Here is a 17,717-nt window from a genome sequence, read left to right on the forward strand (position 1 = left end):
GCCATGACTACGATCGGTGACGTGATCACCATCGATTCGCCCTACACGGGCCACGTCTCGCCCGGCTCCAATCCGCAGCGGCGTGAGGTTCCGGGCGCGCGCATCGTGAAGATGTCGGTCGGTGGCATGGACAACAACACCTATCTCGTGCAGTGCGCCGCCACCGGCGCGACCCTGCTGATCGACGCCGCCAACGAGGCCGAGCGGATCCTCGAGCTCATCGGCCAGGAGGCGCCGGGCCGGGTGGAGCTCATCGTCACCACCCACCAGCACCGGGACCACTGGTTCGCGCTCCCGGATGTGGTGTCGGCCACCGACGTTCCGACCGCCGCGCACGAGCTGGACGCCGCGCCGCTGCCGGTGCCCCCGGCCCGGCTGCTGGCCGACGGCGACAAGGTCCACGTCGGCGACCTCGTCCTGGAGGCCATCCACCTGCGCGGGCACACCCCCGGCTCGGTCGCGCTGGCGCTGACCGACGGCGCGGGCGGCGTCCACCTGTTCACCGGTGACTCGCTGTTCCCGGGCGGTGTGGGCCGGACCCAGTCGCCGGAGCAGTTCACCTCGCTGCTCGGCGACGTCGAGACCAAACTGTTCGACCGCTATCCGGACGACGCCGCGGTGTATCCGGGCCACGGCGACGACACCACCCTCGGCGCCGAGCGCCCGCAGCTGCCCGAATGGCGGCAACGCGGTTGGTGAGACTCCGCAACCACCGAGCCGAACCCGACTGGCCGGCACCGGACATGTCCGCATCCACCGCCTCCGAACGCGGTGGCGGCACGCTGCGCTGGGTGCGCCGGCTGCTGGTCGGCGGGGTGCTGATGGGCCTGGTCGTGGTGGGCGGCACCGCCCTGCACGTGTGGCAGGTCGCCCGCATCGACGACTACGCCCACGCCGACGCCATCGTGGTGCTGGGCGCCGCCCAGTACGACGGCACCCCGTCGTCGGTGTTCGAGGCGCGACTGGACCAGGCGCACAAGCTGTTCCGCAAGCAGGTCGCCCCCATGATCGTGACGGTGGGTGGCAAACGGGTCGGCGACAACTACACCGAGGCGGCCTCGGGCAAGACCTACCTCGAGGACCAGGGCGTGCCGGAGGACCGGATCCTGGCCGTCGAAACCGGTTCCGACACCCTGCAGAGCGTGGAAGCGGTGTCGAAAGCGCTGCTGGCGCGTGGCAAATCGTCGGTGGTGCTGGTCAGCGACCCCTGGCATTCGCTGCGCACCCGCACCATGGCGCGCGACGCCGGGCTGTCGGCCTGGACCGCGCCCACCAGAACCGGGCCCGCGGTGTACACGCGGGAATCGCAGGCGCACGGGATCTTCCGGGAGACCTTCGCATTGCTCTGGTATCAGCTGACCCATTTCTCGGCGGACTTCAAATACACGGCGGATCAGTGAGCAATGAACGCACGCATCGACTATGACCAGGTCTACACCGACGCCGACCGGGAACGCATGGTTCCCGAGACCGAGCACACGGCCGGACTGAGCTGGTCGCCGTGCCCGGCCCGGCGCAGCGAATTCGCGCGCGACCGGGCCCGGGTATTGCACTCGGCCGCGCTGCGGCGGCTCGCCGACAAGACCCAGGTCATGGGCCCGCGCGACGGCGACACCCCGCGCACCCGGCTCACCCATTCGCTGGAGGTCGCCCAGATCGGCCGCAGCATCGCCGACAGCCTGGGCTGCGATCCCGACCTGGTGGACCTGGCCGGGCTCGCCCACGACATCGGGCACCCGCCCTACGGGCACAACGGTGAAGTGGCCCTCGACCAATTCGCCGACGCGCACGGCGGTTTCGAGGGCAACGCGCAGAACCTGCGCATCCTCACCCGGCTCGAACCCAAGGTGTTCGACGATCAGGGCGTCAGTTTCGGGCTCAACCCGACCCGAGCCGCCCTGGACGCCGTCATCAAATATCCGTGGGGCAGAACGGGTCCCGGCTCCAAGTTCGGGGCCTACGGGGTGGACATGGACCGGCTGGACTGGGTCCGCAAGGACGCGCCCGAACGCCGCCAATGCCTGGAATCGCAGATCATGGACTGGTCCGACGACGTCGCCTACTCGGTGCACGACGTCGAGGACGGTGTCATCGCCGGGCGCATCGACCTGCGCGCCCTGGCCGATCCGGCCGAACAGGTGGCGCTCGCCGAACTCGGCGCGCAACGGCACAGCTCGCACAGCGTGGACGACATGGTGGCCGCGGCGCAGCGGCTCTCCGAACTGCCCGTGGTCACCGCCGCCGCTGAATACGACGGCTCCCTGGCTGCCTCGGTCGCGCTCAAACGGCTGACCAGCGATCTGGTGGGCCGCTTCGCCACCGCCGCCGTCGAGGCCACCCGCGCCGCGTGGGGCGGCCGCCAATTGTCGCGCTACGCCGCCGATCTGGAGGTGCCGCGCATCGTGGCCGCCGAGGTCGCGGTCCTCAAGACCATGGCGTTGCGGTACGTGCTCTCCGACCCCATTCACCGGGTGCGGCAGGCCGGGCAGCGCGAACGCATCCTGCTCGTCGCCGACCGGCTGCTCGCCGCCGCCCCGCACGGGCTGGACCGGCTGCTGCTGCCGTGGTGGGAGGAAGCCGCCGACGACACCGCCCGGGTGCGGGTCATCGTCGACCAGATCGCCTCCTACACCGAGAGCCGCCTGGAACGCATCGCCGCCGCGATACCCTGAGTCCGTTGAATCCGGCGGCAGGGGGCGCGCGATGACACGCGAGGTGGACGACCTGGTCGACCTCGAGCGATATCCGCTCGACCGGCGGTCCGTGACGCGGCTGCGCGAGGTCATCGAGCGGTCGCAGGCGGACTTCCTGGTCAGCGGAGTCACCGTGCTGCCCGAATTCCTGCGGCCCGCCGCGGTCACCGAGATGGCCGCCGACGTGCTCTCCGACGGACTGGGCGACGCCATGCGCTTCGAATACACCGTGGCCTGCGACCGGATCCCGGACTCCTCGCCGTTGAAGGCGCTCTACCACTGGGAACCCTTGCGGGAGTTCGTCTCCCACCTGGTGGGGGAGCAGGCCTACCGGTCCGCCGACGAACTGGGCGCGATGACGGTGCAGATCCACGAGAACGGGGACGCGCAGGACTGGCACTACGACATGTCCGATTACACGGTCATGCTGCACATCGTCGCGCCGGAGCGGGGCGGGGCGCTCGAATACATCCCGCTGCCCGGGGCGTTCATCGAGCGCGGGGGCGGGCTGCCGATGCGGCACCGGCACATGGTGAAGATGCTGCCGACCGTGCCGGGCACGCTGGTGCTGCACGCCGGGCGGCGGTCCCGGCACCGGGTGACGCCGGTGCAGGGCGAGATTCCGCGGGTGAGCGTGCACATGGCGTTCAACGCGCGGCCTGGGCAGCGGTTGAACGCGCACGTGCGGCGGCATCTGTTCGGGCGCGAGGACTGAGGACTTCGAGCGGCGACGGCCTCGGTCCGCTGGTGTGGGGGCGAGCCATGGTCCCGCGGCATTCGGCGCGGGCTCAGTCCAAGTGCATGGTCACGTAGCGCGGGATGGTCTCCGCCGGCGGGCCGTCGGCCACGACGCGGCCCTCGTCGAACACCAGCACGCGGTCGAAATCGGCGAGCAGGTCCAGGTCGTGGGAGACCACGACCAGTCGCTGCGGGAGGTCGCGCAGCATCCGGGTGATGCGGCGGGTGTTGCGCAGGTCGAGCAGGGTGGTCGGTTCGTCGAACACCACGTACTCGGGTCGGACCGACAGCACCGCGGCGATGGCGAGCAGCTGCTTCTGGCCGCCGCTGAGCAGATGCGCGGGGTGGTCGCGGAACTCGGCGAGGCCGTAGGTCGCGAGGGTCTCGGTGACCCGTTGCGGGATGTCGGATTTGGCGACGCCGTGGTGTTTGAGGCCGAAGGCGAGGTCCTCGGCGACCGTCGGCATGACGATCTGGACGTCGGGATCCTGGAAGACGAATCCGACCCGTTTGCGCACGGCCCGGCCCTGTTTGCGGGTATCGAGGCCGTCCACCCGGACCGTGCCCGAGGTCGGCACCTGCAGGCCGTTGAGCAGCCGCGCGAAGGTGGACTTGCCCGAACCGTTCGCGCCGACCACGGCGATCCGGCGTTCGCTCAAGCGCAGATCCAGGTCGCGCAGGACCTCGCGCTCGCCGAATCGGTGTGAGACGCCGTCGAGTTCGATCATGCCCGCGCCGGAATCATCGGATACGCCTTGCGCACCGCCACCGCGGCCAGCGACCCGATCACCGTCTTGACCACGTCGCCCGGCAGGAACGCGACCGAGGTCGTGATGGCCTTGCCCAGCGAGATGTGCGCGGCCGCGGCCATCCACGGAATCCCGATGGCGTACAGCACGATCGCGCCGCCGAGGAAGTTGATCAGCAGGGCCAGCGGCAGGTTGTAGTGCTTCCACACCCGTTCGGTGAGCAGGCCGATCACCAGCGCGCCGATCGGATAGGCGATCACGAAGCCACCCGTCGGGCCCATGATCACCGACAGGCCGCCGCGCCCGCCCGCCAGCACCGGCGGCCCCGCGAAGACCATGACGTCGAAGAGCAGCATGGCCAGCGCGCCGCGCTTGGCGCCCAGAATCGAGCCCGCCAGGATGACGCCCAGAGTTTGCGAGGTGAACGGTGCGAAGGCTCCCGGCAACTGGATCAGCGGAAAGAATCCCAGGACCACCATGATTGATGCGAACAGCGCGATCTGCGCCAAATCCCTACTACGCACCCGAGGCATCCTAAATGGCTGCCGGACCGACCGGTCAGTCCAGGCCGCGAGCGTCCAGGGCCTCGCCGACCCCGTCGGCCATCCGCAGTGTGCGGATCAGTAGCGGGACCAGGAAGACCGTGCTGCGCTCGATGCCACGAGCCCGCTGCGCGGCGCGCACGAGTTCGGCCTGCTCACGGATGACCGGGATGAATCGGATGGTCATGGCGACCAGCAGGCCGACCCGCTCGGGGCGGACGCCGAGCAGGCGCAGCGGGGTGAGCGCGCGCTCGATCGTGTCGACCATGGCCGAGGTGCGGGTGGTCAAGGTCACCAGATTGGCCAGCAGGACCAGGGTGAGCAGGCGTTCCCCGACCAGGACCGCCGTGCGGGCGTCGGTGAAGATCACCTGCGCGATCACGATCAACGCCAGGAACGGCAGCAGCGCGAGGACCTGCCGCGCGGTCGTCCGCCACGGGATCCGCGCGAGCGCGTACAGGCCCAGCACCACGGTGAGCGCGCCGGTCAGCACGGTGATCGACGACACGAAGAACAGCGCCGTCCCCGCGACCGCGAGCCCGGCCAGCTTCACCCCCGCGGGCACGACGTGCACCGGCGTCCGGGCGTCGTAGTAGATGCTGTGCACTGATTGATCTTCGCAGTCCGCATTGTGTGGATCGTTGCGGACTGGACAACTGGTTTCGTTGCGAGTGGGGTAACTCGCCGGGGACGTCCAGAATCGGGTCGGCACTCAACCGCCGGCCCGCACGTGGGACTGGCAACGGCTCTCTGCCGTGCGCAAAAGTCCCGGGGAGGCGGGGGAGCGCTAGACTCGCTGGCGTGGCTGGCCGACTTCCGGACCGCGATATCGCGGCGATTCGTGAACGTGTCCGGATCGAGGATGTCGTGGGGGAGTACGTCGCCCTCCGCCGGGCCGGCGCCGACTCCATGAAGGGCCTGTGCCCGTTCCACGACGAGAAGTCGCCGTCGTTCCACGTGCGGCCCAATCACGGCGTGTTCCACTGCTTCGGCTGCGGTGAAGGCGGCGACGTCTTCGCGTTCCTGCAGAAGATCGAGCACATCGGTTTCGTCGAGGCCGTCGAGCAGATGGCCGACCGGCTCAACTACAAGATCAACTACGAGGGCGGCGGCACCTCGGTCCGCGTCGACCGCGGCACCCGCGCCCGCCTGGTCGCCGCCAACGCGGCCGCCCACGAGTTCTACATCTCACAGCTCGGCGAGTCCGGGGCCGAGGCGGCCCGCAAGTACCTCACCGACCGTAATTTCGACCACAACGCCGCCCACCAGTTCGGCTGCGGCTACGCCCCCGGCGGCTGGGACACCCTCACGAAACACCTGCTGCGCAAGGGTTTCGAGTTCAAGGAGCTGGAGGCCGCGGGCCTGTCCAAGCAGGGCCAGCGCGGCCCCATGGACCGCTTCAACCGCCGTCTGCTGTGGCCGATCCGCAATCTCGGCGGCGAGGTGATCGGCTTCGGCGCGCGCCGCCTCTACGACGACGACACCATGACCGCCAAGTACATCAACACCTCGGAGACGTTGCTGTACAAGAAGTCCCAGGTGCTGTTCGGGCTCGACCACGCCAAGCGGGAGATCGCCAAGGGCCATCAGGCCGTGGTCGTGGAGGGCTACACCGACGTCATGGCCATGCACCTGGCCGGCGTCAAGACCGCGGTCGCCTCCTGCGGCACCGCCTTCGGCGACGACCACCTCGCGATCCTGCGCCGCCTGCTCATGGACGACAACTTCTGGCGCGGCGAGATCATCTACACCTTCGACGGCGACGCCGCCGGCCAGGCCGCCGCCCTCAAGGCCTTCTCCGGCGACCAGAAGCTCGCGGGCCAGACCTACATCGCCGTGGCCCCCGACGGCCTCGACCCGTGCGAACTGCGCCAGCGCAATGGCGACGGCGCGGTCCGCGACCTGGTCGCCCGCCGAGTCCCGTTGTACGAGTTCGTTATCCGCGGCCTGCTCGCCGAACACAACCTCGACACCCCCGAAGGTCAGGTCGAGTCCCTGCGCCGCGCCGTCCCCGTGGTCTCCCAGATCAAGGACTTCGCCCTCCGCAAGGCCTACGCCACCAAACTGGCCGGTTGGGTCGGCTGGGACGACATCCAGCAGGTGGTGCGCCGCGTCGGCGAGGAGGCCCGCAAGGGCGCCCGCACCGGCGCCAAGCCCGGCATCCCCGAACGCCAACCCCACCACGAGGTTTCGCCCGGCCCCGCCGCCCGTCCCAACCCCACGGACCCGGCCCTGCTGCCCCAACGCCAAACCCTCGCCGCCGCCCTGCAATACCCCGCCTTCGCGGGCGCGGTCTTCGACTCCCTCGAGCCCGAAGCCTTCACCCACCCCGCCTTCCTCGCGGTCCGCGCCGCCATCGCCGAAGCCGGCGGCACCGCCGCGGGCCTCACCGGCGCCGAATGGGTCACCGCCGTCGCCGACAACACCGACGACCTCACCCTGCGCGCCATGGTCTCCGAACTGGCCGCAGAACCCCTCCCGGTGAAGTCCGCCGACGATATCCCCCGCTTCGTCGCCGGCGTCCTGGCCCGCACCCAGGAATCCTGGGTCGGCCGTCAGATCGCCGAACTGAAGTCCAAGCTCCAGCGCATCTCCTCCACCGAACAGCCCGACGCCTACATGGCCCTGTTCGGCGACCTGGTGGCCCTGGAGCAATACCGCAAGAGCCTCCTCACCCAGGCCATGGGCAACTCAGGCGACTTCGCAGGCGTCTGACCCCACGCACCCGGCAGGCGGCGAAGCTCGCCGCCTCCGGGCAGGGGTGTGGGGGCGCAGCCCCCACCAGGGGGCAAGGGGCAAAGCCCCAATCCCTCAGCGCCGCAGCTGGTCCTGCGGCACCAGGATCGTGGTCCGCTCGTCCAGCGGCACCATCGGCTCCAGCTTCGGCTGGGTGTTCAGCTTGTCCGCGAGCTTCTGCCGCCCCATCAACACGACCTTCCGCGTGACAGGGCTCTCACTGATCGCGCGGGTCGTCTTACTGATCTGCTCATACCGAACCCGCCCGGCCTTGGCGCCCAGCACATACCCAGCCGCCACACCGATGATCAACCGCAGCATCCCGAGAAGCTCCTCCCATAGGGTCAGACACGAATGGTAATCCGTTGTCTTTTTGTCGTCCTCCGGTGGTGTCCGGAGGATCGGCAGTGGGCGTGACTCGTGCCGTCCCGTGACGCTGTCGCTGAGCGATCTCGGCGAACGTCCAGCCCCAACGGTACTGAAATCGTTCGTCGAGGGCATTCAGGACTTGTCCACGATTCCGAGACGAGTCGGAGCCCACTAGGTGAGAACGTCTCAGCAGTGTTCGGGCTCCGCCAATGTCGGCGTGGACGGTTCTCCCGCAGAACCGGCACCGGAAGCGTGCTTGGGTTCGACGGTTGCTTCTGGCGGTGTATCCGCAGCTGCCGCATTCCTGACTGGAGTACGCGGCAGGGACTTCGAGGATCTCGATGCCCAGATCCTCACGCAGGGAAGCGAGTTTGGTGTCGACCGCGGCCCGGCCCGAGAACGCGAGCAGTCGGCGCAGGCGTTTGGACAGTTTGCCGGCCTGGGCCAGACCGCGGAAGTCCAGCTTCTCCACGATGACTCGGGCGACATCGGGTGCGCCGCCCTTGTCTGGGTTCAGGATTCGGTTCAAGCACCGGTTGACCTCGTTGGTGACGAACCCGCGAATGTCTTGGACCAAAGCCCGGTAACGACGCGAATCCCGCAACCGGATGTGCTGGCGGTTCAACGCCGCGACCAGCGGTTGCAGACGGGCGTCGTAGGCGCGCAACCGGTCCAGGAAGTCGCGCCCGTGCAAGGTGCCAGCACTGGTCGCGAACAAAGTCGCCATGCCCCAGTCCACGCCCAGGTCGCGGGTCCGCCCGTCACCGGGTATCGCTTTCCTGGTTTTCACGACAAGCCGGAACTCGACCCGGCCCTCCCCGGTGATGATGACTTGGCAGTGGTTGGCCACCACCGCGCCCGGGCGCGCCAGGCGCGCCTCGAACGCCGCTTGGGTGCGCAGTGGGATCCACGCCGGCTTGTTTCTTGTCGGGGTGGAAATCCGGACCCAATAAGCGTGTGTGCCAGCGTGTTTCGGGGATTCGACGACGGCGATCTTGCCGTCCATCACCATGGTGCGGACACGCCGCAGATCCGGAGCCCCGACACGCTTGCGGACCTGGCGCATGATCGTGCGGGCCAGGGTCAAGATCTCGGCCGCGATCACACGGTGCTTCGACATCTGAATCTGCCCGGCCTGGGCCCCGTCCTGCCCGAGGCCGGGCTGCCGGTACCAGGCGTTGGCCTTGTTCACGTACAGCAGATCCTCGGCGACCTTCTCGGGCAGAGTTGAGCCGGTGACGAGGTCGCGAAACACGCGTTCGCAGCTGCCCAGCCATGACCGGTGCGTGGCCACCGCCTGCTGACCGACCGAGTCCCACTGCCGTTGCGATAAGCCGTCGTCCCAGCCTTTGGTGTCCACCCACCGGGGCAGTACACCGGTGGTGAACAACTGTCGCCGCACCGCCGATTGGGCCCGCCCGAGCCCGGCCTGCCACACCGGCAACACCGCCGCGACCCGCGCGAGTTTCGCCGCGTTCGCGCATGACGGCAGCCGGTAGGACCGGCAACTCATCGCAGCGACCTCCGCAGCGGGCTTCATGACTCCAGTCAATACATGAGGCCACCGACAACTTCAGGCCCCGAGCGCGAACAGAAGGACAGAACGGACGCGTTTCCAGCGGACCCGCGACTCTTCGCACATACCATCCCGCCTCCGGCCCTGCCCGCCCCCACCCCGCCCCTGTCGATCCGGCACCCCATCTCGCCCCCGTCCATATTCCCGCAGGTAGAGCCACGATTTGGGAACTGTACAACCGATACGCTAAAGTTTTCCCCGGCCGGTCCGGAAGGGCCAGCCAGGGAAACAATCCCCTATAGCTCAATTGGCAGAGCAGCCGACTGTTAATCGGCAGGTTTCTGGTTCGAGTCCAGATGGGGGAGCCGAAAAGCCCCTGACCCGCGGTTCACCCCCGCACGGTCAGGGGCTTTTTTCGTTTGTCTGCGCGCTAGATGCTTTCGCGCCGAACGGATTTCGTCAAGCGCAAACCCAACTTGTACCGGTTTCTGGTACCGTACAAGTGTCCCGTACCGGAATAGGATGTAGCGATGACTGAATCCGTGTCGGCAAGCGAAGCTCGGAACAAGCTGTTCCCGCTGATCGAAGAAGTCAACACCGACCACACCACGATCCACATCACCAGTAAGAAGGGCAACGCCGTTCTTATGAGTGAAGAGGACTTCAACTCGTGGCGCGAGACCATCTATCTGTACCGCTCTCCGGCGAACGCAAAGCGCCTCGCGGAAGGTATGGCTCAGGCGGAGGCCGGAGAGGTGGTGACGTTCTCCCTAGGCGAGCTGGAAGATATGGCCGCCCGAATCGAAGCGGAGGACGAATGAACATCACGTTCACCAAGAACGGTTGGGAGGACTACCAGCACTGGATCACCGCGGACCGCAAGATGTTCGCGAAGATCAACCGCCTGATCGCCGAGATCTCCCGCAACCCGTTCGAAGGCATCGGCAAGCCGGAACCCTTGCGGGCCGACAGATCCGGCTACTGGTCGCGTCGGATCACCGACGAACACCGCCTGATCTATTCGGTTGCAGGCGAGACGATCACGATCGTTCAGGCGCGATACCACTACTAGACGGGTCTGAAGGCCGTCTTGCCCTTCCTTGTTCACGCTCGTGCCCGAAACGGGAAGCCGGTAGCCTTGGCCAACTGCGTTGGGGGACAAGGCGTTGTCGGTGACGTGCGGAGGATGTGAATCGTAGGCCTGCACGGTCACGCCGACTTAGGTGAGCTGTGCGGTCCAGTAGCCGCGTCCCGCGCCGAGCTCCACCACTGTTCTGCTCCCACAGAACTCGCGCATCCACGCGATCGTCTGAGGTGAGGGAATCGCATACGCGTAGGCCGCTTGCAGGATCGTCTGCGCGTAGGCCAGGCGTCCGCTGCCGGATGAACTGCCGCCGTTCACCACGCGACGGCCGTTACACTCACTCACGGATGCCGCGACGATGTCCCAGTACGGGTTCCGGGACTCGCCGCAGGTCAGGTAATGCACCAGGCGAAGGTCGAAGGCGGCGTCCGTGGCGTCGTCGCCGGTGCCTGACAGCATCGGCGCTGTCGTCAAATATTCGGCAACCCGGGGGAATTGCGTCCGCAGTCGATGTTCGTCGGCGAGCAGGGCGGCTAGCTGGTCGCGCCGCTCCGGCGTGAGTACGAGATCGGCCATCGCACCAGTTTTCCTCGGCCGTACAGGGCGAGTAGGGGTTTCAGTGGCATCCATTCGCCGAAGCGGTATTCGGCGCCGCGGACGAGCCGCTCGGCCAGGTCCGGGCGCTGGCGGATGAGGTAGGACCGGCCTCGCTCGGCGTGGTAGGGGAGCGAGACAATTTTGATCCGGTCGACGCTCTCCAGGTAGGGGAGGGCGAAAGCGATGTTCTCCCAGGTGCTTCGGCTCTGTCGTTCGACCGTGAGGGGTCCGCGATAGCCATGGGCGGTGGCGTAGTCGGCCATCAGCAAGGCTTCGGGGGTCGGGCCGGCACAGGCGCCGCCGCACAGGACGAGCCGGCTGCTGGCTGCGGCGGGGTCGACGGACCGTAGTCCCGCCCGCACCCGCCAACGGTTCATCACATTGGCCCGGGTGCCCGCATTGCGATAGCCCAGCACGACGACCGCCTCCGTGGTGCCGGGAGCGGACCCCACGAATCTGCGTGAGGCACGCCAGTTCTCCCACTCACCCCAGAGGGCAACCGCTACGACTGCCCCGATCGACAGCCCGATCCGTCCCCTGCGGGTCGTCACGTTCATGTCCTCTCACCAGCGTTGATTCCCGTTCGAGCCTACGCTCGCCACCGTGTTAGACATTTGTTCTAGACAAACGTGTCAGACCTCGTGTAGACATATGTCTTAGACAAACGTTCTTCACCACGAACCGGGAGACACCCCATGAGCACCACCGCCAACACCCTCCGCGTCCTGGTCGCCGGCGGCGGCATTGCCGGCAATGCTGTTGCCCTGCAGTTGCTCCGGGCCGGTATCGCGGTCACCGTAGTCGAGCGGGCGGACGCGCCGCGGCCCGGCGGGCAGGCTGTCGACCTGCGTGGGCCCAGCCGGGAGGTGGCCGAGCGGATGGGGCTGATGGAGGGGATCAAGAAGAGCCTGCTGCACGAGAAGGGGATGGCCCTGGTCAAGGCGGACGGGTCGTCGGTGTACCGGATGTCGATGGAGATGTTCGACGGCAAGGGTCCGGTGGCAGACATCGAGATCAGCCGGGGCGACCTCAACAATGTGCTGCTCACCGAACTCGCCGGTGCCGCAGGCGAACTCGACTACCGCTACGGCGACTGGATCGAGACCATCGACCAGGATGCCGACGGCGCCACGGTCGGATTCGCCTCGGGCCGCGAGGAGCGCTACGACCTGGTGATCGGCGCGGACGGCGTGCACTCCCGCACCCGCAAGCTGGTGTTCGGCCCGGAGGAGGAGTTCACCACCTACCTGGGCGGCTACATGTCCTTCTACACGATCCCCACTCCGGCGGGCGTGGAGAAGGATTGGATGTCCATGCACGTGGTGCCGCGCGCCTCGCTCGGCCTGCGCCCCGATTTCGACCCGGCCACCTCGAAGGCCATCATCACCCTGCGCACCGACGCCGACCCGGCCCTGCGCCGCGATATCCCCGCCCAGCGCAAGCTGATTCGCGACATGCTGGCGGAGGCGGGCTGGCTGGTGCCCGAGGCCCTCGGGCACCTGGAGACCACCGAGGACTTCTACTTCGACGAGCTGGTCCGCGTCGACATGCCCACCCTGTCGAAGGGCCGCGTCACCCTGCTCGGCGACTCCGGTTTCTGCGGCTCTCCGATGACCGGCATGGGCACCGCCATGGCCATCGTCGGCGCCTACCTGCTGGCGGGCGAAATCGCCGCTACCCCAGCCGATATCGACGGCGCCCTGGCCCGCTACGAGGAGCAGGTCACCCCGTTCCTGGAGAAGGCCAAGGAGCTCCCCGGCGGCGGCATCCAGATGATGCTCCCCACCTCGAAGCTCGGCCTGAAGATGATGCAGCAGGTCGGAAAGCTCATGACCACCAAGCTGTTCCGCCCCATCATGATGAAAATGCTGGACCAGACCCAGGACTACGTCCTCCCGACCTACTGATCCACCGCGCCGAAAAGGCCTTCCTCGACCGATCAACCGGTCGGTGAAGGCCTTTTCGTGCGACTGGCCCGCTAACTCGAGCCGCTGGTCGCCGCGCCGAGCAGTCCCGACAGGATGCTGGATATCACCGCACCCGGCAGGTCGCTGGTGGCCGATCCTGACGCGGACCCACTGGCGGACCCTGTCAGGTATCCCCGGCCCGGCCCGGTTGTCGAGCCGAGGAAGGCGTCGCCGCCCCCATTGGCCAGCTCGTCGAGGGCGCAGGTGGCGAGTCCGCCGCCGGAGCCGCTGGTCAGAGCCGTGATGATCCCGTTCGTCAGACCTGCGGCGAGACCGGCCTCGGGGCCTGCGGCGGAACCGCCGAGGAACCCGAGCGCGGAACCCGTCACCGAGCCGGTGGCGGCCGAACTGGCCCAGCCTTTGAGGAATCCCTCGAGGCAGGTCATGCCGGGATCCAATGCGGTGGGATCGGCCTGGGCAACCCCGGGACCTTCTACTGTGGGTGGTTCGGCGGCCGCCGGCGCGGCCGCGATGGCGAGTGAAATACCGATAGAAGCGGTGATCAGAATGATGTTTCGCATCGAAGTACTGCTTTCCCCGAAAAACCTGGACGCATGACCAAATTAACCCCGCCGCCGATCACTCGCAGGCCGAACGTGAAACTTGGCGGGAATGGCTCAACGCGGACCGCTCGGTGAAAAGTCTTGGGGGAAGGCCTGACTCGAGTAGCGAATACCGGCCGGTGCCGCGCTGGGGAAGACTCGTGTACTCATGGTCAGGGGACGAGAGGGGAGTATGTGGTGAGCGGTACACGGTGGCTGTTGATCGAGACCTTCGGCGGCGGCGAGCCAACGGTGGTCGGACTCGGAAGTGCGCCAAGGAAATTCGTCCCGCTCACCCAGATGTTCCGGCAGCGAGAGACCCTCTCGGCCATTCGTGGCGCGGTGGCGGCGACCTTGGCCCGCCTCGGGTCGGTGGATCTCGTGAGCGAGGACGGGCGGCGGCGCACGGTGACGGTGCCGCTGCACATCACACCGGAACGAGTGCACGCGGTGCTGTTGTGGTCGGGCCCGGTCGAGGAGGAGTTGCCGCCGCGAGATCGCGTGGGGGCGTGGTACTTCAACCTCTCGACGTCGAAATCCACGCGGTCGGATGATCTGCTCGAGCTGTACGGGGTCGCGCCGGAGAACCGGGCTCGGGAGCATGCCATCGCGGGGGTGTTCGCCCGCGTCATCACCAATAGTGACGAATCCGATGCGCTGGCGAAGATTGTGCGGTCGGCTCCCGGGACCGAGCATCAGGCGGTGTGGACCGTGCGGCGGGATGACGGTGCGTTGCGGGCGGCGCACTTCTCCTGCCGGATCCTCGAGGAGCGCACGTCCGCCGAGGGGCCGGAGATCTTCATGCGGGGCGTTACGCATGACATCGGGGACGCGACCGAGGTGAGTTCGGCGCCGCCACCCGTCATTCTGGAGCATCGGGTGCTGGATGCGGCTGCGGCGGAAGGGGATTATCGGGCGATCGTGGATCTGCGGAATCTGCGGTTGTTGCGGTGGATGGGGCCGGCGATGCCGGGGATCGCGTGGCAGTCGTTGGCGGGGGAGCCGGAGCCGGGGATTCATCCGGAGGATCTGGGGATCGCGAAGGCCATGAGCCGGGATCTGGCGCAGTCGCGGACATCGGGGGTGTTGCGGTTGCGGACGCTGGATGGTGGGTGGAAAGTGGTGCGGGCACGGGCGGTGCTGATGGCGCTGGATCAGTACACGACGGCCGCGTTGGTGACGGTGCGGGACCCGGACCTGGTGGATTAGCCGGCCAGCAAACAAACCACCAGTAATGTTTGTTGGGTATATAACAGCGGTTGACCGCGCGTCGCGGGTTTGCGGCAGGTCAGCGTGATCAAGGGGGAAATACGCAGGTGGGCGGGGGATTTGCTCAATTGATCACCGAATGTCCGAATCGCTACACTGCCGCCAGTACGCACCCGTGCGAGCGGGAATCTTGCCGGTTCTCCCCGTGAGACCGCCTGGCGCGTCGTTGACAGGCCCTGCCCGGAAACGCTTCTGCGGCTCCGGCGGTCGTGGCTGCTCGGCGTAGGGAGGCGGCAACAGTGCTCGGACCGAACAATGCGTGGTGGCTGCGTCTTCTCACCGGCATCCGGCAGTGGTTGGCGGCTCGTATGGTGCGATCGATGGGGTTGCGCACCTATCGGGGCGTGAATGTCCGCGGGCTCGAGCCGAATCCCGCCGAGATCGTCCGAATCCCCCTGGACCGCGTGCACATCGGCGCGACGCTGCGGCAATCCGGGGAGAACGCGCGGCATGTCGCCGCGCTGTCGGAGGTCGCCGCGGCGCTGCCGCCGATCGTGGTGCACCGGCCGAGCATGACTGTCATCGACGGCGCTCATCGCGTGCGGGCCGCGCAGTGCAGCGGGTCGCAGTGGATCGACGCGGTCTACTTCGACGGCGACGACGGGCAAGCCCTGCTGCTGGCCATCCGGCTGAACACCGCGCACGGCCTGCCGCTGTCCGCCGCCGATCGCAAGGCCGCCGCCGAACAGGCGCTGATGTACTACCCGGACTGGTCGGATCGCCGGCTGGCCATGACACTCGGTCTGTCCGAGCGCGCGATCGCGGCCATCCGGCGCAGAACAGCGTTGCTCCCGGCCTGCGAACCGCGCCCGTGCCCGACCCCGGCGGCCGCGCCGGACGAGGTCCATCGCCGCCCCGAGCGCGTCCACCTCACCGATCCCCGTCCGATGCAACGCCGTTCGGACTCGGCCGCCGGTGACCGCGCCCAGCAGGCCCCCGCCTTGCGCACCCTGTGCCCGGATCCCGCGTTGCAACGCACCGAATCCGGCAGGCAGCTGCTGGCCCTGCTGGCCGCCCTCCCCGCCGATCCCGCCGCCTGGGCCGATCTCGCCTGCGAGCTCTCGCCCTGTCACGCCGCGCTGATCGCCGAGCTGGCCGCCGAACAGGCCGAGAACTGGGCGACCCTGGCCCGTGCCGCGACCGGGCACGCGGTGACGGAGGAGAACACCGCGGCGTGATCGGCGCCGCCCGCGGCGAGCCGGACGGCGTCGAAGGGCCTGGCGCGCTTCTGGGCTCGAATCGGGGCCCATGAGAAAATGGCGGGAACCGCGGTGGTGGATCGATCGGAGTGGGTGTTTTGCAGGGGGTTCGGCGGGTCGACGTCCGCGGCGGCGAGGGGGTCAAGGCGGGGCAGTTGTTCGAGCAGTGGGAGGCGGGGCTGAGCGAAGCGTATGTGCCGCTGGCGGTGTCGCCCGGCGAGCAGGAGCGCTTCGAGGGCTGGATCGTGCACGGCCGCTACAACGAGGTCGAGTTGTCGACGCTGGGCGCGAGCAAACAGCGGGTGCATCGCACCCGCACCCTGATCGCCCGCACCGATGACGAGTTCCTGCACACCAGCATTCAGATCGCGGGCCGCGGTTGGCTGCATCAGGACGGCCGGATCGCGGAGGTGGGTCCGGGCGAGATGGTGTTCTACGACAGCACCCGCCCGTACCACTGGGAGTTCGAGGGCGCGTGGGAGATGTCCGCGGTGCAGGTGCCGCTGAGCCGGCTGCGGCAGCGCTCCGGCATCGCCCCCTCCGAGATCCCGACCGCGACCACGGTGATGGAGCACAGTCCCGCCGGTGTGGTCACGACCTTCCTGCGCGAGCTGACCGAACTGCAGAACACCGACCCCGCGCAGGCCGCGGTGCTGGCCGGTTCGACGGTGGATCTGCTGTCCTCCGCGATCGCCCTGATCTCCGGCCGCTCGATGCCGGGCGAGGCGTCGGAGACCCTCACCCGCCGTCAGGTGCTGGATTTCCTCCGGAAGCACTGCCTCGACGCGAATCTCACCGTGGAGGCGATCGCGGCGGGCTGCGGGGTGTCGCGGCGGACCCTGTATCGCGTGCTCGAGGAGTTCGAAGAGGGCCCGGCGACGCTGCTGCGCCGGATGCGGGTCGAGTACGCGTGCGGATTGCTCACCGCGCGAAGGGATCTCCCGGTGGCCGCGATCGCGCACAGTTCCGGCTTCACCAATGAGCGGCAGTTCTATCGCGCGTTCCGGGTCGAGATGGGCACCACCCCGGCCGCCTACCGCGAGACCGGCTGCGACTGATCTCCGCCCGCCGATCGACGAAATCCGCCCGTTGATCCAGCCGCAACCTTCTGCTAACTTCTACGTATCTACTAAGTAGGTACGTAGAAAGCTTGGGGCGTAGACCACCTGCGACCCGGGGGCGCCGTGGGGACGGCGTCGTGGCGGCGGCGGCCTTGTACGGACCCCTCATCGCGTGCAACGCCGCCGAAACCACAAGGGGCGGGACCGCGTTCCAGCGGCCCCGCCCCGAGCGGTGGTCTTCGATATGCGCTCAGACGCGTGCGCGGATCCACTTGTAGATCGCCAGCACCACGATCGCGCCGACGATCGCGCCCAGGAAGGCGTGCTTGACCGGCGGATGCACGCTGAACTCGTGCGGCGAGAACAGCAGGCTGCCGAGCGTGCCGCCGACGTAGCCGCCGACGATGCCGAGCACCGCGGTCCAGATGATGCCGAAGTCCTCCTTGCCGGGGACGATCAGCCGGGCGATCGCGCCCGCGATCAGGCCGATGATGATCATCATGATGATGCCGCCCATGACATTCTCCTTGTCGTTGGGTTCCGCTGCGTCGACGGTAGCAGGGCGAAGGCCGGTGATGAGCGAGCCGAAACACCCCAATTCGCCCGTGGCGGACACAACCGCCCGCGCCGGAAACAGGGTCCCGGCGCGTGCGCG

At 68.0% G+C, this 17,717-nt stretch carries 20 protein-coding genes and 1 tRNA gene; 12 read left to right on the forward strand and 9 right to left on the reverse strand.

Going from position 1 to position 17,717, the window contains the following annotated elements; all coding sequences use genetic code 11:
• Window positions 1-3 precede the first annotated feature (3 nt).
• The 4 genes from ACWEOI_RS23310 to ACWEOI_RS23325 are packed head-to-tail and all read left to right on the forward strand — an operon-like array spanning window position 4 to window position 3,408.
• Window positions 4-699 carry an MBL fold metallo-hydrolase gene (locus ACWEOI_RS23310; protein WP_452360977.1) on the forward strand — a complete coding sequence of 232 codons (696 nt, stop codon included), beginning with the start codon at window positions 4-6 and terminating at the stop codon, window positions 697-699.
• Between the two features lie 44 nt (window positions 700-743).
• Window positions 744-1,400 carry a YdcF family protein gene (locus tag ACWEOI_RS23315; protein ID WP_452360978.1) on the forward strand — a complete coding sequence of 219 codons (657 nt, stop codon included), beginning with the start codon at window positions 744-746 and terminating at the stop codon, window positions 1,398-1,400.
• Between the two features lie 3 nt (window positions 1,401-1,403).
• The gene (locus ACWEOI_RS23320) at window positions 1,404-2,672 is read left to right on the forward strand and encodes a deoxyguanosinetriphosphate triphosphohydrolase (RefSeq protein WP_452360979.1); all 1,269 of its coding nucleotides are present in this window, start codon (window positions 1,404-1,406) and stop codon (window positions 2,670-2,672) included.
• A 31-nt stretch (window positions 2,673-2,703) separates the two neighbouring features.
• Window positions 2,704-3,408 (forward strand): HalD/BesD family halogenase, encoded by a 705-nt coding sequence (locus ACWEOI_RS23325; RefSeq protein ID WP_357086195.1) that lies wholly within the window; start codon window positions 2,704-2,706, stop codon window positions 3,406-3,408.
• A 73-nt stretch (window positions 3,409-3,481) separates the two neighbouring features.
• Here the strand turns inward: ACWEOI_RS23325 and ACWEOI_RS23330 are convergent, their stop codons facing one another.
• From ACWEOI_RS23330 to ACWEOI_RS23340, 3 genes are read right to left on the reverse strand one after another with little or no spacing between them, the layout of a single operon-like run.
• On the reverse strand, window positions 3,482-4,159 hold the full coding sequence (locus tag ACWEOI_RS23330) for an energy-coupling factor ABC transporter ATP-binding protein (RefSeq protein ID WP_452360980.1): 678 nt from the start codon (window positions 4,157-4,159) through the stop codon (window positions 3,482-3,484).
• Window positions 4,156-4,704, reverse strand: a complete 549-nt coding sequence (locus ACWEOI_RS23335; protein WP_452360981.1) for a biotin transporter BioY — start codon at window positions 4,702-4,704, stop codon at window positions 4,156-4,158. Before ACWEOI_RS23335 ends, ACWEOI_RS23330 begins: the two co-directional genes overlap by 4 nt.
• A 34-nt stretch (window positions 4,705-4,738) precedes the next feature.
• Entirely contained in the window at window positions 4,739-5,329 is a 591-nt protein-coding gene (locus ACWEOI_RS23340) for an energy-coupling factor transporter transmembrane component T family protein (protein WP_452360982.1), read from the reverse strand.
• 194 nt (window positions 5,330-5,523) lie between these two features.
• Here ACWEOI_RS23340 and dnaG point away from each other — a divergent pair, with 194 nt between their 5' ends.
• A complete protein-coding gene (gene dnaG, locus ACWEOI_RS23345) occupies window positions 5,524-7,437 on the forward strand; it encodes a DNA primase (protein ID WP_452360983.1) in 1,914 nt (637 codons plus the stop codon).
• Window positions 7,438-7,533: 96 nt separating this feature from the next.
• Here the strand turns inward: dnaG and ACWEOI_RS23350 are convergent, their stop codons facing one another.
• Together ACWEOI_RS23350 and ACWEOI_RS23355 are read right to left on the reverse strand one after the other, a co-directional pair.
• Complete coding sequence (locus ACWEOI_RS23350) at window positions 7,534-7,779, reverse strand: hypothetical protein (protein ID WP_213560124.1); 246 nt, start codon at window positions 7,777-7,779, stop codon at window positions 7,534-7,536.
• Entirely contained in the window at window positions 7,709-9,367 is a 1,659-nt protein-coding gene (locus ACWEOI_RS23355; RefSeq protein WP_452360984.1) for a zinc ribbon domain-containing protein, read from the reverse strand. Before ACWEOI_RS23355 ends, ACWEOI_RS23350 begins: the two co-directional genes overlap by 71 nt.
• 268 nt (window positions 9,368-9,635) lie before the next feature.
• Between ACWEOI_RS23355 and ACWEOI_RS23360 the strand changes: the two genes are divergently transcribed.
• The 3 genes from ACWEOI_RS23360 (at window position 9,636) to ACWEOI_RS23370 (ending at window position 10,415) form a co-directional block, all read left to right on the forward strand.
• Window positions 9,636-9,708 (forward strand) — tRNA-Asn (locus tag ACWEOI_RS23360).
• Between the two features lie 165 nt (window positions 9,709-9,873).
• A complete protein-coding gene (locus ACWEOI_RS23365) occupies window positions 9,874-10,164 on the forward strand; it encodes a type II toxin-antitoxin system prevent-host-death family antitoxin (RefSeq protein ID WP_433667108.1) in 291 nt (96 codons plus the stop codon).
• On the forward strand, window positions 10,161-10,415 hold the full coding sequence (locus tag ACWEOI_RS23370; protein ID WP_433667107.1) for a Txe/YoeB family addiction module toxin: 255 nt from the start codon (window positions 10,161-10,163) through the stop codon (window positions 10,413-10,415). Before ACWEOI_RS23365 ends, ACWEOI_RS23370 begins: the two co-directional genes overlap by 4 nt.
• 147 nt (window positions 10,416-10,562) lie before the next feature.
• On the opposite strand, the gene ACWEOI_RS23375 is transcribed toward ACWEOI_RS23370, so the two are convergent.
• On the reverse strand, window positions 10,563-11,003 hold the full coding sequence (locus tag ACWEOI_RS23375; protein ID WP_452360985.1) for a hypothetical protein: 441 nt from the start codon (window positions 11,001-11,003) through the stop codon (window positions 10,563-10,565).
• The gene (locus ACWEOI_RS23380; RefSeq protein ID WP_452360986.1) at window positions 10,961-11,581 is read right to left on the reverse strand and encodes a YdcF family protein; all 621 of its coding nucleotides are present in this window, start codon (window positions 11,579-11,581) and stop codon (window positions 10,961-10,963) included. The genes ACWEOI_RS23375 and ACWEOI_RS23380 overlap by 43 nt, the downstream gene beginning before the upstream one ends.
• A 138-nt stretch (window positions 11,582-11,719) precedes the next feature.
• On the opposite strand from ACWEOI_RS23380, the gene ACWEOI_RS23385 reads away from it, so the two are divergent.
• Window positions 11,720-12,931, forward strand: a complete 1,212-nt coding sequence (locus ACWEOI_RS23385) for an FAD-dependent monooxygenase (protein WP_452360987.1) — start codon at window positions 11,720-11,722, stop codon at window positions 12,929-12,931.
• A gap of 71 nt (window positions 12,932-13,002) precedes the next feature.
• On the opposite strand, the gene ACWEOI_RS23390 is transcribed toward ACWEOI_RS23385, so the two are convergent.
• Window positions 13,003-13,512 carry a hypothetical protein gene (locus ACWEOI_RS23390; RefSeq protein WP_452360988.1) on the reverse strand — a complete coding sequence of 170 codons (510 nt, stop codon included), beginning with the start codon at window positions 13,510-13,512 and terminating at the stop codon, window positions 13,003-13,005.
• Window positions 13,513-13,731: 219 nt separating this feature from the next.
• On the opposite strand from ACWEOI_RS23390, the gene ACWEOI_RS23395 reads away from it, so the two are divergent.
• The 3 genes from ACWEOI_RS23395 to ACWEOI_RS23405 all read left to right on the forward strand — a co-directional run bounded on the left by ACWEOI_RS23395 (window position 13,732) and on the right by ACWEOI_RS23405 (window position 17,059).
• Entirely contained in the window at window positions 13,732-14,742 is a 1,011-nt protein-coding gene (locus tag ACWEOI_RS23395) for a GAF domain-containing protein (protein ID WP_452360989.1), read from the forward strand.
• A gap of 380 nt (window positions 14,743-15,122) precedes the next feature.
• Window positions 15,123-15,980, forward strand: coding sequence for a hypothetical protein (locus ACWEOI_RS23400; protein ID WP_452360990.1), 858 nt, complete (start codon window positions 15,123-15,125; stop codon window positions 15,978-15,980).
• Window positions 15,981-16,090: 110 nt separating this feature from the next.
• Complete coding sequence (locus tag ACWEOI_RS23405; protein WP_433667101.1) at window positions 16,091-17,059, forward strand: AraC-like ligand-binding domain-containing protein; 969 nt, start codon at window positions 16,091-16,093, stop codon at window positions 17,057-17,059.
• Window positions 17,060-17,312: 253 nt separating this feature from the next.
• Here ACWEOI_RS23405 and ACWEOI_RS23410 read toward each other — a convergent pair whose 3' ends face one another.
• Complete coding sequence (locus ACWEOI_RS23410) at window positions 17,313-17,579, reverse strand: GlsB/YeaQ/YmgE family stress response membrane protein (RefSeq protein ID WP_433667100.1); 267 nt, start codon at window positions 17,577-17,579, stop codon at window positions 17,313-17,315.
• Window positions 17,580-17,717: the final 138 nt, after the last annotated feature.

Source organism: Nocardia sp. NPDC004340, assembly GCF_053602575.1.

Bases quoted from the DNA above. Each gene is read 5' to 3' on its own strand.
- ACWEOI_RS23350 (WP_213560124.1), bottom strand. From the start codon at position 7,779: ATGCTGCGGTTGATCATCGGTGTGGCGGCTGGGTATGTGCTGGGCGCC.
- ACWEOI_RS23330 (WP_452360980.1), bottom strand. From the start codon at position 4,159: ATGATCGAACTCGACGGCGTCTCACACCGATTCGGCGAGCGCGAGGTC.
- ACWEOI_RS23320 (WP_452360979.1), top strand. From the start codon at position 1,404: ATGAACGCACGCATCGACTATGACCAGGTCTACACCGACGCCGACCGG.
- ACWEOI_RS23365 (WP_433667108.1), top strand. From the start codon at position 9,874: ATGACTGAATCCGTGTCGGCAAGCGAAGCTCGGAACAAGCTGTTCCCG.
- ACWEOI_RS23390 (WP_452360988.1), bottom strand. From the start codon at position 13,512: ATGCGAAACATCATTCTGATCACCGCTTCTATCGGTATTTCACTCGCC.
- ACWEOI_RS23325 (WP_357086195.1), top strand. From the start codon at position 2,704: ATGACACGCGAGGTGGACGACCTGGTCGACCTCGAGCGATATCCGCTC.
- ACWEOI_RS23400 (WP_452360990.1), top strand. From the start codon at position 15,123: ATGGGGTTGCGCACCTATCGGGGCGTGAATGTCCGCGGGCTCGAGCCG.
- ACWEOI_RS23310 (WP_452360977.1), top strand. From the start codon at position 4: ATGACTACGATCGGTGACGTGATCACCATCGATTCGCCCTACACGGGC.
- ACWEOI_RS23385 (WP_452360987.1), top strand. From the start codon at position 11,720: ATGAGCACCACCGCCAACACCCTCCGCGTCCTGGTCGCCGGCGGCGGC.
- ACWEOI_RS23380 (WP_452360986.1), bottom strand. From the start codon at position 11,581: ATGAACGTGACGACCCGCAGGGGACGGATCGGGCTGTCGATCGGGGCA.
- ACWEOI_RS23375 (WP_452360985.1), bottom strand. From the start codon at position 11,003: ATGGCCGATCTCGTACTCACGCCGGAGCGGCGCGACCAGCTAGCCGCC.
- ACWEOI_RS23410 (WP_433667100.1), bottom strand. From the start codon at position 17,579: ATGGGCGGCATCATCATGATGATCATCATCGGCCTGATCGCGGGCGCG.
- ACWEOI_RS23315 (WP_452360978.1), top strand. From the start codon at position 744: ATGTCCGCATCCACCGCCTCCGAACGCGGTGGCGGCACGCTGCGCTGG.
- ACWEOI_RS23370 (WP_433667107.1), top strand. From the start codon at position 10,161: ATGAACATCACGTTCACCAAGAACGGTTGGGAGGACTACCAGCACTGG.
- ACWEOI_RS23355 (WP_452360984.1), bottom strand. From the start codon at position 9,367: ATGAAGCCCGCTGCGGAGGTCGCTGCGATGAGTTGCCGGTCCTACCGG.